The following is a 14,014-nucleotide window of genomic DNA, read 5'->3' on the forward strand; positions in this document are numbered from 1 at the left end:
CCGTCTAGCGCCCCGTGTCTGCATCTCTGCGTCTCCGGTAGAACGCTCTATAGACCTGTGATTTGGGGGCCGCAACAGCTTTTTTCAAAAAACTTCGTTTTTTTCGATTTTATTCGGAACCGCGCTGATATCGCGTGCTGCTGGCGCTGTGCCCCCATTCCGGCCCCTATGCCCCAAGCCGGCAGTAAAGCCCCGCGGCCAGCTTTGCGCGCTCTACCAGACTGTCGACTTCGATATGTTCGTTCAGCGTATGGAGCCCCTGCCCCCGGACCCCGATGGAATCGAGCGTGGGCAATCCGAGGTAACCGGTAAAGTTCCCGTCCGATCCGCCGCCTGCCGATTGGCCGGTCATCTCGAACCCCAGCTCGCGCGAGATGTCTTGCGCCACCCCCAGCATCGCCATCGTGCCGGGCTGGTCCGGTTCCCACACGGGGCGGGTCACACCGCGCGTGACCTCCATCACCACATTCCCCTGATCCGAGTTCAGCGCCATCATCTTGGCGATGCCCGCATCCAGTTGTTCCTGTGTCTTGGCCATCGACAGAACTTCGGCATCGCAGACCGAAGATACGCAGTTCACCCATTGGCCTGCGTTGAACACGCCCAACGAGAAGGTGCAGTCGTCGCTGGTCATGCCTTCGATCACGGCGACATGCTTTGCCATTTCGGCAATCGCCGACACGCCATCCTTCAGCGCCCATCCCGCGTGGCTGGGTTTGCCGCGGGTTTGCAGGTTGAACCGCGCGATGGCATAGCGCCCGATCACCGCGCCGCCGTCGGGGCAGGCAGGTTCGGGCACAAGGATATATTTATGGCGCTTGGCCTCGGCCTCGATCAGCGCGCGGGTCGACGGTGTGCCGACCTCTTCATCCGGCGTGAACAACACGGTGACGGGCAGCGGAGTTTCGACCCCGGCGGCCAGCAATTTGCGCAGCGCTTCAAGGAAGACATAATTGCCGCCCTTCATATCCATCAGCCCGGGGCCATAGCAGATACCGCCCTCGCGACGGAACGGCAGCTTATGCAGCGTGCCCACTGGGTGCACCGTATCCATATGCCCCAAGAGCAGAATACCCCCCTCACCCGCACGGGGGTGGGGCATGGTGGCACGCACGCTGTCGCCGAACCCCATCCGGCCCGGGATCCGTTCAACCCGCGCGCCCAAGGCCGCCAAATCATGCTGCACCAGATCCATCATCCGGTTCACGGCCCCCGCGTCAAAGGTCGGGCTTTCGGTTTCGATCCAGGGGCGCAGCCCTGCGATCATCTCGTCCGTGTCAAACGGCAGCTCAAGCGGATTGGTCATGTCGGGTCTCCTCCCTAGTGCGATGCCGTGATCTGCGGCGCCGCCAGACGTTTTTGATGATAGCGTAACTTCAGGCCTTGGGCAGACGTGTTTCCACGATGCGCGCATAGATCGATGCCCCCACGGGCAGCATCGCGTCATCCAGCACAAAGCCCGGATTATGCAGCGGAACATTTCCCGCGTGTCCGACACGGCAATAGGCACCGGGCACGACTTTCAGCATATCGGCAAAATCCTCTGATCCGGTGGCCTGCTCGGTCGATTCTGACGACAGGTCAGCGCCCACCACATCTGCGGCAGCTGCGACATAGGCAGTGGTCAGGTCGGGGTCGTTCATCAGCACGTCAAAGACATTGCGCAGGTCCACGTCAATCTCCACCCCGTAAGACAGCGCCATGCCCGCGCAGATATCGCGGATGCGCTGATCGGCGAGCTGGGACACATCGTCGTGGAAATAGCGGATGGTGCCGGCGATCGTCGCCGTATCGGGCACCACGTTATAGGCAGAGCCCGCATTGAACTTGGTCACCGACAGCACGATGGGCTTGGTGGGGATGATATTGCGGCTGGCGATGCTTTGCAGCTGTTGCACCAAAGCGGACCCGATAACGATCGGGTCTTTCGACTGATGCGGCGCGGCGGCGTGGCTGCCGGTGCCCTTGATCGTGATGTCGAAAAAGCTTGCCCCCGCCATCGCCGGCCCCGGCGTGACGGACACGACATTGGGTTCCGAATTCGGATCGTTGTGCATCCCGTAGATCTCGTCACAGGGGAAGCGTTCAAACAGCCCCTCGGCGATCATGCGGCGCGCACCGCCCAGACCTTCCTCGGCGGGTTGAAAGATCAGCACCACGGTGCCGTCAAAATCGCGAGTTTCCGCCAGATAGCGCGCGGCCCCCAGCAGCATCGTGGTATGGCCGTCGTGACCACAGGCATGCATCCGCCCCGGATTGGTCGAGGCATAGGCCACGCCCGAGGTTTCCTCGATCGGCAGCGCATCCATGTCGGCGCGCAGACCCACGCGGCGGTTGCCACCCCCCTGCCCCTTGATCAGCCCAACGACGCCGGTACCGCCGATGCCCTCATGTACCTCGTCCACCCCATAGGCGCGCAGCTGCGCCGCCACGATGCCCGAGGTCCGCACCTCTTCGAACCCCAACTCGGGGTGGGCGTGGAAATCCTGACGGATCGCGGTCAGATCGCTGGCAAAGGATTCGATCTTTGGAATGGTGGTCATAGGGTGGCTCCTGTCACGGGGGGCGTGCGGTCCAGCGCACGGAAGTTGGCGAAATCCCAATGCCGGCCGGGCGCGGCCTCGATCAGGTTGCGGGTGTAGTCATGGCGCGGCGCGGCAAGCACCTCGCCCGCGGGCCCATGTTCGACGACAACGCCTTTCTGCATCACCAGCACCTCGTCGCAAATCTGCGCTGCGACCCGCAGGTCATGGGTGATGAACAGCATCGCGATGCCGAATTTTTCCTGCACATCGTCCAGCAGATCAAGCACCTGCGCCTGCACGCTGACATCCAGCGCCGACACGGCCTCGTCCGCGACCAGCAGATCGGGTTTCATTGCAACGGCGCGCGCGATGGCGATCCGTTGGCGCTGCCCGCCCGAGAATTGATGCGGATAGCGGTCCAGCGCATCGCGCGGCAGGTCCACCAGCTCCATCAGTTCGGCGGCGTGCTCCATCGCATCGGCGCGGCTGGTGCCAAAGTTGATCGGCCCCTCGCACAGGCTGCGCGCCACGGTCCAGCGCGGGTTCAGCGACCGGTAAGGGTCTTGAAACACGATCTGGAAATGCTTGCGATGCGGCTGCAACTGACGGCGCGACAGCTTGGCGATCTCGGTCCCGGCAACAGTCACCTTTCCCGCCGTAGGGTCGATCAGCCGCATGATGGCGCGGGCCACGGTCGATTTCCCCGACCCGCTTTCGCCCACGATCCCAAGGGTGCGCCCCGGCTGGATGGTAAAGTTCACATCCTGCGCCGCCCGCACCCCTTGGCTGGCTTTGAAAAAGCCTCCCCCGCCATAGGTCATCTCTAGCCCGTCCACGGTGATCACATCCCGCGCCTCCGCCGGCGCCCGAGGGGCGCGCGGATCAAGGTTGGGCACCGCCTGCAACAGCTTGCGGGTGTAGTCTTCCTTGGGGGCCGTCAGCAGCTGCTGGATCGGCGCGCTTTCAACGATGCGGCCCTTCTGCATGACGCTGACGGTATCCGCGATCTCGGCCACTACGCCCATGTCATGGGTGATGAACAGCACCGCCGTGCCATGGCGTTCCTGCATCTCTGAAATCAGCTTGAGGATCTGCAACTGCGTCGTCACATCCAGCGCCGTCGTCGGCTCGTCCGCGATCAACAGATCAGGGTCAAGGATCAACGCCATCGCGATCATGATCCGTTGCCGTTGCCCGCCTGAGAGCTGATGCGGGAAAGCGGCATAGATACGTTCCACATCCGGCAGATGCACCTGCTCCATCATATCGATGGTGCGGGCCTTGGCTTCGGCGCGGGACAGATCGCTGTGCATGTTCAGCACTTCCTCGATCTGCTCGCCCACCCGCAAAACAGGGTTCAGCGCGGTCATCGGTTCCTGAAAGATCATCGCGATCCGCCGCGCCCGCAAGGCCCGCATCTGCGCCGGCTTGGCTTGGGTGATCTCGATCCCTTCCAGATCAATCGACCCGCCCTGAATTTCCAGCGCATCCTTGGGCAGCAGCCCCATAGCCGTCAGCGAGGTGACAGATTTGCCCGACCCGCTTTCGCCCACCAGACAATGGGTCTCGCCGGCGCGGATATCCAGATCGATCCCGCGCAACACCGGATCGGCCTTGGGCCGCCCCGCCAGTCCCACCGTCAGCCCGCGTATTTTCAGAACGCGTTTGGCATCGGTAAAGTCTTTGGACTTGAATTCCATCTCACACCTCCCGCTTTTTCATACGTGGATCAAGGATATCGCGGGCCGTGTCGCCCAACAGGTTGATCGCCAGAATACACAAAGACAGCATCAACCCCGGCCAGAAGATCAGCCCCGGCTTGATCTGGAAATAGCTTCGCCCCTCGGCCATGATATTCCCCCATGTGGGGATCTCGGTCGACACGCCCGCCCCCAGAAAGCTCAGGATCGCCTCGATCAGAATAGCAGAGGCGCAGATATAGGTGCCTTGCACGATCAACGGCGCAAAGGTGTTGGGCATCAGATGCTGCAACAAGACCTTGGGCATGGACGATCCAAGCGCGATCGCCGCCTCGACATAGGGTTCTTCGCGCGCAGTCAGCACCACCGACCGGACCAGCCGCACGACGCGGGGCACCTCCGGCACGGTGATCGCGATGATCACCGATGTGACGCTTGGCCCGTTCAGGGCCACCAGCGCAATCGCCAGCAGGATCGCGGGGATCGCCATCAGGCTGTCCATGATCCGCATGATGATACTGTCGGCCAGCCGGAAATACCCCGCGACCAGACCAATCAGCAGCCCCACGGCGACACTGACCACCGCCGCCCCGACACCGATCAGCAGCGACACGCGCCCCCCCGTCACGACGCGGCTAAAGATATCGCGGCCGTAAGGGTCCGTGCCCAGCAAGAAATCATCCGACGGCGGCTTCAGCCGCGCCATCGCATTCATCTCAAGCGGGTCATAGGGCACATAGTAAGGGGCCAGCACCGCCGCGAGGACAATCGCCACAAGGATCACCGCCGCAATCGTCGGACCTACGCCGATCCGCATCGCTTTGGGGACAGAGAATAAACCGGTCACAACTTGAAAGGCGCTGTGCCGAGAGCTTGGGATCTGCGTCATATCAGTACCGGATCCTTGGATCGAAGAATGAATAGGAAATGTCGATCAACAGATTGACCGTCACATAGATGCCCGCGGTCAGCAGGATCATCGCCTGAATAACCGGATAGTCGCGCGCCAGAATGGCATCGACTGTCAGCCGCCCGATCCCGGGGATGTTGAACACGCTCTCGGTCACCACCACGCCCGAGATCAGCAGCGCGAACCCCGTGCCGATGATGGTCAGGATCGGCACCGCCGCATTGCGCAGCGCATGGCGGAACAGCACGACATTCTCGCGCACCCCCTTGGCACGGGCGGTGCGGATATAATCCTCGCCCAACACTTCGAGCATCGACGCCCGCGTCATCCGCGCGATCAGCGCGATATAGATCGTTGCCAGCGTCAGCGACGGCAGGATCGCACGGCTAAAGAACGGCCCGATGCCATCGGTTGGCGATTTATAGCCCTGCACCGGCACCCATTTCAGGTCGATGGCGAAAATCTGGATCAGGATATAGCCGATCACAAAGACCGGCACGGAAAAGCCAAGCACCGAAAAAGACATCACGAGGAAATCCACCCAGGACCGGTGCCGCCACGCGGCAATCACCCCCATCGGCACGGCCAGAGCGACCGAGATCACAATCGTCATCAGCGCGATATTCAACGTCGGCCCCAAACGGTCGCCGATCATCCCCGCAACCGAGGTATTCGACAGCAGCGATGTGCCCAGATCACCGCGCAACAGCTGGCCCATCCATGTGCCGAACTGCACCAGCAGCGGGTCGTTCAGCCCCAGACTGTCACGGATACGTTCAAGCTGCGCAGGGGTGGCAGCATCACCGGCAAGGATCGCGGCAGGATCACCGGGCGTCAGCCGCAGCAAGAGAAACACAAAAATCGCAACGATCACCATCACCGGTATCGTGGCCAATATGCGCTTGAGGATATAGAAAAACATGCCGAAGGCTCCTTGCGGTCGTAGGGGTGAGAGGCGCACATCGCAGCGCGCCTCTCAAGGCAGATCACTCTGCCGCTTTGGTCATGTTCCAGAACACCGGCACCGGCGACGGGATCATGTCTTCGATATTGGACCGACGCGCCTGCGGGATGATGTATTCGCCCATCATCAGATAGTTCACGTTGTCCATCACATGCTCTTGAATACGCGTCGCGATCTCTTTCTTGGTCGCGTCGTCGCTGGCCGAGACATACTCGGTCCGCATGGCTTCGATCTCGGGGTCATCGGGCCAGCCGAACCAGCCATCATCGCCGCGACCGTTCAACATCACGTTGACCAGCGGGTCAGAGACTTCGGGCACCATCCAGTTGGTGAAGAACAGGTTCCACCCGCCCTCAGCCACAGGCGACTGCTGTGCGCGGCGTTGCACGACCGACTGCCAGTCCATCGACTGCATATCGACCTCGAACCCCGCCTCGCGCAGCGCTTGGGCTGCAACCACAGGCTGGTTGTTCAGGCTGATCACATCGGTCGGGGCCATCAGGACAATCGGCGTCCCGTCATAGCCCGCTTCTTCCAGCAGCTCCTTGGCACGCTCGGTATTCGCGCCACCGGTCAGCAAGTCTGATCCCGCCTCGTCTCCCAAGGGGGTAGAACAGCCAAAGATCGCGCCACAGACTTTGTAGTATTCAGGATCACCCTGCATCGTCGCCAGCATGGATTCCTGATCCAGCGCCGCCATCGCCGCCTGACGCACCAGCTTGTTGTCAAACGGCGCATGCAAGAAGTTCGGACGCCCGATGGTGACATAGCCCAGATCATCGCGTTTCTCGACGACGACATCCTCATTGCCCGACAGGATCGGCATCAGGTCGATCTGGACCTGCTCAAGATAGTCGATCTCCCCCGCCGAAAGCGCATTCAGCGCGGTCAGCGCATCGGGCATCGTGGTCCAGACAACCTTGTCCACATTCACGACCTTGCCGCCTGCCATCCAGGATGCGGGTTCGTCGCGCGGCACATAGTCGTCGAACTTTTCATAGGTGACCGACACGCCGGGCTCATAGGCATCCTGATCAAACACAAAGGGGCCGGAGCCGATGTATTCCGTGATCGTCTCATCGGCAGAGGTTTCGGCAACACGCGCCGGCATGATGAACGGCGGCACCGCGGATTGCTTGGAAATCACGTCGATCAGCGGACCAAAGGGCTTGGTCAGCGTCCAGACAACCGTTTTGTCATCGGTCGCCTCAAGGCTTTCGGTCACGTCAAAGATCAACTGCCCGCCGCTGTCGCGCTTGCCCCAACGGGTCAGAGAGGCAACAACATCGGCGCCGGTCACAGGCGCGCCATCGTGGAACACCAGCCCGTCGCGCAGGGTGAACGTATAGACCAGCCCGTCGTCAGATGTTTCCCAGCTGGCCATCTGCGGCTGCGGGGTGAAATTCTCGTCCACCGCCGTCAGCACGTCATAGATCATATAGGCGTGGTCACGTGTGATGTGCGCCGTGGTGATCACCGGATCCAGCACCCGCAGGCCCGAGTGCATGACCGCCGTGATCGTGGTTTCTTCCTGCGCGAAGCTCGCGGCAGGCACCAGCAGCGCAGCCGTGGTCATCAGCGACGCCGCCAGCCCCCGGCTTTGTTTCAATGTGGGTCGTAAAGTCAGCATATCAATTTCCCATGTTGGTTGTGGTCATTGTTATATTTGGACACCGCCGGTTGATCCGCCGGTATCGGGGCGTGCAGCAGCCGCACGCGCGGCCCCGAAAACGGGACCGTTAGGAGAAAGCCGCAACCCCTCACGCAACCGCGTAAAGGGCAGGTCTGCGGGGTCGAACGGCATGGGGCCGGGGGCACGCGCGACAATAATCTCGCGCGCACTCGGGGTGAAATCGGCCCGAAAATGGGTAGAGCTTTTGACGACAAGGATTTTCTGCGTCTCTGGTGCGATCCCGACAAAGCGGAACATCTCGCGGTCGGCCATCTGCGCAATCCGCGTCGTGACGGCCACCCGCACGCCGCCGATGCGCAAACAGGCCGAGGGCCCCAGATCCAGCATCGTCCCACCGTAATATGGGCCGGTGGCTTTCACTTTGCCCTCCGACAGCATTTCGACAACGGCCTCGACCTCGACGGGGCTATCGTCGGGCAGACCGGGGTGCCCGCCAATGCGAAAGACAGCGCACGCGCCCTCCCCCAACTCATGGGCTTGCGCGGCGGAATGCGGGTCTACGATCAGCCCGATCGCCGCGTCTTGGGCATCGGCATCGATCAAGGCCCGCAACATCCCCGTCGTGGCAGACACCCCACCCGCGCCGGGGTTGTCTTGGGTATCGGCAATCACCACAGGCCCCTGCCCTGCCCCTTTTGCCGCGCGCACCGCATAGGCAACCGCCGCGTCGGGGGTAAAAGTATCATTGTCGAACTCGGATTCGGCAGCGGCATAGGCATCCGCCACCGCATCTGCTGCGGCATCCGCTGCTGCTTGAGTCTCTGCATAGGCCACCGCCGTGGGGCCACAATCGGCAATATCCGCCGCCGGAAAGCCCATGAACAGCGACGCCGATAGTGCGCCTTGCGCCTCAATCCCTGTCAGGTTTTCATACAATCCCTTGGCGGGCTGCATATCCGTCGTCTGAAACGGGATCGGCACCAGATAGGACATGCGACGGAACGCTTTGGCCGGGCGCGTGCCGGTCTGCATCACATGATCCAACAACCGCGCTGCTGCGGCACCGGTATCGGCCATGTCGATGTGCGGATAGGTGCGGAATCCCGCCAGCACATCCACCGTGTTCACAAATTCTTCCGAGATATTGCCATGCAGGTCCAATGCGGCGGCAATCGGCACATCCGGCCCCACCAATGCGCGCACCTGACGGGCGATCTCGCCCTCCCCGTCATCGTGATGCGTTGCCACCATCGCGCCGTGCAAATCCAGAAACACACCATCCAACGGCCCTGCGGCACGTAGCCCGTCCAGAAGCTCGCCCAGAATAGTGTCGAACGCATCCTGCGTCACAGGTGCTGATGGAATAGCCCCCGCCCAAAGAACAGGCACCACATCCCAATCCGAATCCCCCGCGACCTTCAACGCACCGGTCATGCCAAGGTTCACTTCCTGAAAGGCGTCGATCATCGCGGGGCCACCCACCATAGGGACATAACCGCCACCGGCCTTGAAGGCCGCCATATCCGCAGGCTCGGGCGCAAAGGTATTGGTTTCATGAAGAAATCCGGCCATGGCGACACGCATCGGGGAACCCACCTTTAAATCTTGTATCGCTTCACAAGGTTGAATGTATTGCTTGGCGATACGGCTGTATTGCCATACGATGCTAGGCACTGACCTATCCTCGCGTCAACCCGGAGCGCTCAATGCCTGACCCCAAACGACCACATTCCTCTGTCGCGTCTAATTTTCAGGCAGATGCCGATAGGCTCTTTGTGCGCTCCGCCGCCCGCGCCATTCATGTGCTCAGCGCGTTTCACGAGGCCGACGGCCCGCTCAGCCTGTCAGACATCGCAAAAAAGGCAGAGATCGACCGATCTGCCGCGCAACGCCTAGTGCATACGCTCATGACATTGGGGCACATCCGGCGCAGCCCCGATGACCGCGGCTACCTGCCCGGATTGCGCTTGCTCGACCACACCCACGACACCCTGCGTCTGGACCCCGTGGTGCAAGTCGCCACCCCCGTTGTTCTTGAGATGCGTAAATCCATCAACGAACGGATCGACTTCAGCCTCTATGATGAAACCCGCGTGATCTATGCCCTGCGCATGCAAAGCAAACGCGAAACGTTTTACGCCACGCTTGTGGGCCATAGCGTCCCCACCTATTGCACCGCAGGCGGCCGCGCGACCCTCTGCGCCCTGCCCCCGGAGGAAGCGCGCGAGATCATCAATCGCTTCCCGCTGCACAGCTATACCTCATATACCAACGTGGACCCCGACAGCATCATGAACAGTCTCGAACAGGCCCGTAGAGACGGTTTTGCGCAGGTGCAGAATGAATTTGTATTGGGCGAAATCGCCGTCGGCGTTCCGGTCGTCAACCGTCAGGGCCGTCCCTTGGGCGCCATCCACATCGCCGGGTCGCTTTCTGAATGGAGCGCCGAAGACTTCGCCCGCCGCGCGGCCCCCATCGCCCAAGAAGCCGCGCGCGCCATCAGCGGCAGTTTCTAGCCCTTGAATTCAATCCGCGCGACGGGCCCCAGCTCTGCCTCCACCGCAGTGACAAGCGGGCGCAGAAGATGTGTCTCTATATAGCGTTGCGCGAATTTGCTCGGGGTGCGCAGCTCAAGCACGCCCCCTTCGAACGCCACATATTCAAGCTGCGAGAACCACGCCTTGAACTGATCCGCGTTCTCCCGCGACAGGTTCACCATCGCACGTTGCCACGTGCCCGGCCCGCCCTGCGCGGGATCCGTCGCCTCAGATTTCGCGTAATCCGCCAGTTGCACCACCTTGACCGGCGTTTCACTGCGATACCGCTCTTTCATCCGCGCATCGTAATCCGGCCCGACCAGCGGCCAGCATGGCTCTGACAACCGCGCGATCTGCGCATAATTCAACCGATAGGCCGCCACCCTGCCCCGCACGCCGCCGCGCGTACAAATCAACAGCTGCGCATCCGTCAGACGCTTGATCTCGCGTTTCACCGTGCGTTCATTCACTGACCACATCCGCGCCAGATCTCGCTGGCCCACGCTGAGCTCGTCGGCGCGCCAATTATACCGCGAGGTCACCGCCGCGATCAGCCGCATCAACGAGGTCTGCAAGGTCGGTGATCCGTTCAACCCCGCCACGCTCAAAGCGGTCAAAAGGTCGTACTTGATCACCCCGGCTTCAGGGCCGGTCAGCCGCAATGGGTTCATGGTTTTGCCTACTCGATGTATCGTCTTATTTTTATCGGTCAGCTTCTTTGAGCCGATTCCGTTTATGCTTTCTACAAAGCTCTAAATCCCGTCTTCTGTCAACCCGCTGGGAAAAACAGGAATTACCCTTTTCCTTAATCCAAATTCAATTTGGTAAAGGTTAATAGGTTAAGGGGGACGCTAAGGTGTCACCATATCAGGGGATCGCTGTCACCAAAACAGCGTCATATGCCCCTTGCCTGTCACCAAAATCTCTTTGCCCCGCGTTAACCGCAGCGTAATAAACCCGTTCTTCAGGAACGGCGCGCGAATTTCGGGAAAATTAGGTTTTGCCAAATTGCCGAATTCGCGTTATTCGAAATTCGAGGCTTAAAAACGCGAGTAGATAGATGAGAAATCACAACGACCTTCTTAACATGAACGAGCGCAGCTTGGAACAACAGGCCGCCGTGCGCCGCGCCACCTTCTCCCCCGGAGAGATCAAGGCCCTGCGCCCCTTCTCCATCTGGGAGATCAGCCAGTTCATGTTCGACGTCCCCGCCGACACCCTGCGCAAGAAGCTGGCGGACGACCCGACCCTGCCCCAGGGGCTCACCGAGGAGGACGGCCGCCAGCGCTGGTTCAGCCTCGAAGAGATCAACGAACTGCGCCGCCGCGCCAAGTTCCGTGGCCGCAAGCTGCTGCCCGAACGCCCCCGGGGCCGTGCCATGCGCGTGGCCGTGTCGAACTTCAAAGGCGGCGTCGGGAAGACGGTCGTCGCACAACACCTCGCCCATGCAGCCGCCCTTGATGGCTACCGCGTGCTTTGCGTCGACTTCGACCCGCAAGCGACACTGACCCATTCGATGGGGCTGACCGAGGTCAAGGAAAGCCACACGGTCTGGGGCATCATGTGCCGCGACCTCTGCCGTGAATCCAACCGGATCATGGAAAGCTATGATGACCCCGATGACTGCCCCTACCCCGCCGCGGACGAATTGCCTGAAGACGTGCAATCCATCGGCGCGCAGCGGTTCCAGGAATTCATCCAGCCAACCTGCTGGCCCACGATCGACATCATCCCGTCCTGCGCCAACGCGGCATTCGTCGAATTCGCCTCGGCCCAATACCGCGCGCTCCACAAGGCATGGAGCTTTTTCGGCTGCGTCGCGCGCTACCTCGATGAACTGCCCGACGATCAATATGACATCATCATTTTCGACTGCCCGCCCGCCATCGGCTACCAGTCCCTAAACGCCGCGTTTGCGGCTGATATCCTCTATATCCCCTCGGGCCCGGGCTACTGGGAATATGACAGTACGACCAGCTATCTAGGGCAGCTTGGCGACGCGATGGCCGATATCTCGGAAGGGTTTGCAAGCCTCGCAGCGGACGCAGGCATTACGCTTCCTAAACAGTTTTCCGACATCCGTTTACTTATGACCCGTTTTGAATCCAACAATCCGTTGCACAGCGCCATGATCGACGCGTTCAAGAACGTCTTCGGCGCCGACGTCTGCGCCCACCCGATTGAAATGACCCGCGCGGTCGAACAATCGGGCCGGTTCCAGATGTCGGTTTACGAACAGGACTATCGCCAGATGACGCGCGAAACATGGAAACGGGCGCGGCAAAGTTTCGACCGTGCCTATGACGAGTTTTTGCAAACCGTGCTCGAAGCGTGGAAAGAAAACGGAAAACGTAAGGAGAAGGCAGAATGAGCAGTAAAAACAAATTCGGCTTCGCCCCGGTAGAAGCCCCCACATCCGGCAGCCGCCGCAACCGCCAGCCGGGCCCCATGGGCGCCGCCGTGCGGGACGTGGCCGAAAACCTAGCAGAGGCAACCGAAGCCAAAATCGAACAGCGCCGCCGCAACGCCGAAGATGCCAAGACTTTCCGGCAGGCCCAAGGCGAAGGCCGCGTGCTCTATCAGATCGACCTGTCGGAAATCTTCACCGACGATCTGCCGCGCGATCGCCTTGCGCTGGAAGAAGTCGCGCAGTCCGACGAGATGGAGGAGCTTAAATCCTCGATCCGCGAACGCGGGCAGCGCGAACCGGTCGAGGTCTATGTCGGGCCGAACGGGCGCTACCAGCTCAAGAAAGGCTGGCGCCGGTTCACCGCCCTGTCGCAATTGTTTTCCGAAACCAAGGACGACCGCTTTGGCACGATCACCGCGCGGGTAGAAGTGGGCGAGGATGACCGCATTTCGCGCTATGTGGATATGGTCGAAGAGAACGTCGTGCGCGAAGATCTGTCTTTTGCCGAGATGGCACAGGTGGCGATCACCGCCGCCAAGGACGACGCGGTAGAAGAGATCGACCCGGCAGAGCTGGTGACCCGTCTTTACAGCGCGCTGCACAAGACCAAGCGGTCTTACATCAAAAGCTTTGTCTTCCTTCTCTCTGCTTTGGATGGGAGCTTGCAGTGGCCCAAGGCCGTGCCGCGCAATCTGGGTGTCGATGTCGCGCGCGCGCTGCGCACACCTGATCAAGCGAGCGTCTTGCATGAGAAACTCTTGGATGCCTCGACACCGGACGAGCAGAATAAAATCCTCAAGGATTTTCTGACCACCTCGAACGAACCGACAGAGAAGTCCGCCTCCAAGGTGGAGCCAAAGCAGAAGTTCGAATTCTACGTCGGCCAGACCAAGGTCACCGCCCGCCACGGCGAATGCCGTTTGATGAGCGATATCGACTTTGCCACCATGCCCAAGAAGCAATTGGAAGAAGCCGTGCGCGCCTTTGAAGAGGTGCTCAGCAGCGGGCCGCGCATCCGGTAAGGGGTTACCCATGGGTAACCACTGCCCACCCGGTTACCCATGGGTAACCACCGCGCATCGGGTTACCCATGGGTAACCGGCAAGGGTAAATGAGGGGGGTAGCCGGGAAGGGGGCGCAGAAGCGTCCCCTTTTTTGCGCGTTGAAAGGCAAAGAGCGCAATTGCCCCATTTCCCAATAAAACAAGGGGTTTTCCGCGCGAATATCGGCTTAACGCTTTGATTCAAAACAGCTTTGCGGTTGAAAGATGCAGATTTCACCGTGATTCCGCCCTATCGGCACCAGAACCCGACGTTGACCCATGGACATCCCCTG

General features: G+C 60.9%; 11 protein-coding genes. 3 read left to right on the forward strand and 8 right to left on the reverse strand.

Annotated features, from left to right (window positions below):
- Positions 1-166: 166 nt before the first annotated feature.
- The 7 genes from B4F27_RS16040 to B4F27_RS16070 form a co-directional block, all read right to left on the reverse strand.
- Entirely contained in the window at positions 167-1,306 is a 1,140-nt protein-coding gene (locus tag B4F27_RS16040; RefSeq protein WP_286760135.1) for a M20/M25/M40 family metallo-hydrolase, read from the reverse strand.
- Between the two features lie 70 nt (positions 1,307-1,376).
- Positions 1,377-2,543, reverse strand: coding sequence for a M20 aminoacylase family protein (locus B4F27_RS16045; RefSeq protein ID WP_009824267.1), 1,167 nt, complete (start codon positions 2,541-2,543; stop codon positions 1,377-1,379).
- Positions 2,540-4,225 carry an ABC transporter ATP-binding protein gene (locus B4F27_RS16050; RefSeq protein ID WP_286760136.1) on the reverse strand — a complete coding sequence of 562 codons (1,686 nt, stop codon included), beginning with the start codon at positions 4,223-4,225 and terminating at the stop codon, positions 2,540-2,542. Before B4F27_RS16050 ends, B4F27_RS16045 begins: the two co-directional genes overlap by 4 nt.
- A gap of 1 nt (position 4,226) precedes the next feature.
- Positions 4,227-5,114, reverse strand: coding sequence for an ABC transporter permease (locus tag B4F27_RS16055; RefSeq protein WP_064216922.1), 888 nt, complete (start codon positions 5,112-5,114; stop codon positions 4,227-4,229).
- 1 nt (position 5,115) lies between these two features.
- Positions 5,116-6,057 carry an ABC transporter permease gene (locus B4F27_RS16060; protein ID WP_005848795.1) on the reverse strand — a complete coding sequence of 314 codons (942 nt, stop codon included), beginning with the start codon at positions 6,055-6,057 and terminating at the stop codon, positions 5,116-5,118.
- 64 nt (positions 6,058-6,121) lie between these two features.
- Complete coding sequence (locus B4F27_RS16065) at positions 6,122-7,729, reverse strand: ABC transporter substrate-binding protein (protein WP_037941349.1); 1,608 nt, start codon at positions 7,727-7,729, stop codon at positions 6,122-6,124.
- A gap of 30 nt (positions 7,730-7,759) precedes the next feature.
- Positions 7,760-9,328, reverse strand: coding sequence for a M81 family metallopeptidase (locus tag B4F27_RS16070; RefSeq protein WP_286760137.1), 1,569 nt, complete (start codon positions 9,326-9,328; stop codon positions 7,760-7,762).
- 110 nt (positions 9,329-9,438) lie between these two features.
- Here B4F27_RS16070 and B4F27_RS16075 point away from each other — a divergent pair, with 110 nt between their 5' ends.
- Positions 9,439-10,248 (forward strand): IclR family transcriptional regulator, encoded by an 810-nt coding sequence (locus tag B4F27_RS16075; RefSeq protein WP_286760138.1) that lies wholly within the window; start codon positions 9,439-9,441, stop codon positions 10,246-10,248.
- On the opposite strand, the gene B4F27_RS16080 is transcribed toward B4F27_RS16075, so the two are convergent.
- Entirely contained in the window at positions 10,245-10,940 is a 696-nt protein-coding gene (locus B4F27_RS16080) for a DnaA N-terminal domain-containing protein (RefSeq protein ID WP_286760139.1), read from the reverse strand. The two genes, B4F27_RS16075 and B4F27_RS16080, sit on opposite strands and share 4 nt — an antisense overlap.
- A 389-nt stretch (positions 10,941-11,329) precedes the next feature.
- Between B4F27_RS16080 and B4F27_RS16085 the strand changes: the two genes are divergently transcribed.
- Both B4F27_RS16085 and B4F27_RS16090 read left to right on the forward strand, forming a co-directional pair.
- Entirely contained in the window at positions 11,330-12,640 is a 1,311-nt protein-coding gene (locus B4F27_RS16085) for an AAA family ATPase (protein WP_107277637.1), read from the forward strand.
- The gene (locus B4F27_RS16090) at positions 12,637-13,701 is read left to right on the forward strand and encodes a ParB/RepB/Spo0J family partition protein (protein ID WP_286760140.1); all 1,065 of its coding nucleotides are present in this window, start codon (positions 12,637-12,639) and stop codon (positions 13,699-13,701) included. Before B4F27_RS16085 ends, B4F27_RS16090 begins: the two co-directional genes overlap by 4 nt.
- Positions 13,702-14,014 lie beyond the last annotated feature (313 nt).

It is taken from the genome of Sulfitobacter sp. UBA1132, from assembly GCF_002311545.1.
Lineage (GTDB): Bacteria > Pseudomonadota > Alphaproteobacteria > Rhodobacterales > Rhodobacteraceae > Sulfitobacter > Sulfitobacter pontiacus.

Bases quoted from the DNA above. Each gene is read 5' to 3' on its own strand.
- B4F27_RS16045 (WP_009824267.1), bottom strand. From the start codon at position 2,543: ATGACCACCATTCCAAAGATCGAATCCTTTGCCAGCGATCTGACCGCG.
- B4F27_RS16090 (WP_286760140.1), top strand. From the start codon at position 12,637: ATGAGCAGTAAAAACAAATTCGGCTTCGCCCCGGTAGAAGCCCCCACA.
- B4F27_RS16060 (WP_005848795.1), bottom strand. From the start codon at position 6,057: ATGTTTTTCTATATCCTCAAGCGCATATTGGCCACGATACCGGTGATG.
- B4F27_RS16065 (WP_037941349.1), bottom strand. From the start codon at position 7,729: ATGCTGACTTTACGACCCACATTGAAACAAAGCCGGGGGCTGGCGGCG.
- B4F27_RS16085 (WP_107277637.1), top strand. From the start codon at position 11,330: ATGAGAAATCACAACGACCTTCTTAACATGAACGAGCGCAGCTTGGAA.
- B4F27_RS16080 (WP_286760139.1), bottom strand. From the start codon at position 10,940: ATGAACCCATTGCGGCTGACCGGCCCTGAAGCCGGGGTGATCAAGTAC.
- B4F27_RS16075 (WP_286760138.1), top strand. From the start codon at position 9,439: ATGCCTGACCCCAAACGACCACATTCCTCTGTCGCGTCTAATTTTCAG.
- B4F27_RS16055 (WP_064216922.1), bottom strand. From the start codon at position 5,114: ATGACGCAGATCCCAAGCTCTCGGCACAGCGCCTTTCAAGTTGTGACC.
- B4F27_RS16050 (WP_286760136.1), bottom strand. From the start codon at position 4,225: ATGGAATTCAAGTCCAAAGACTTTACCGATGCCAAACGCGTTCTGAAA.
- B4F27_RS16040 (WP_286760135.1), bottom strand. From the start codon at position 1,306: ATGACCAATCCGCTTGAGCTGCCGTTTGACACGGACGAGATGATCGCA.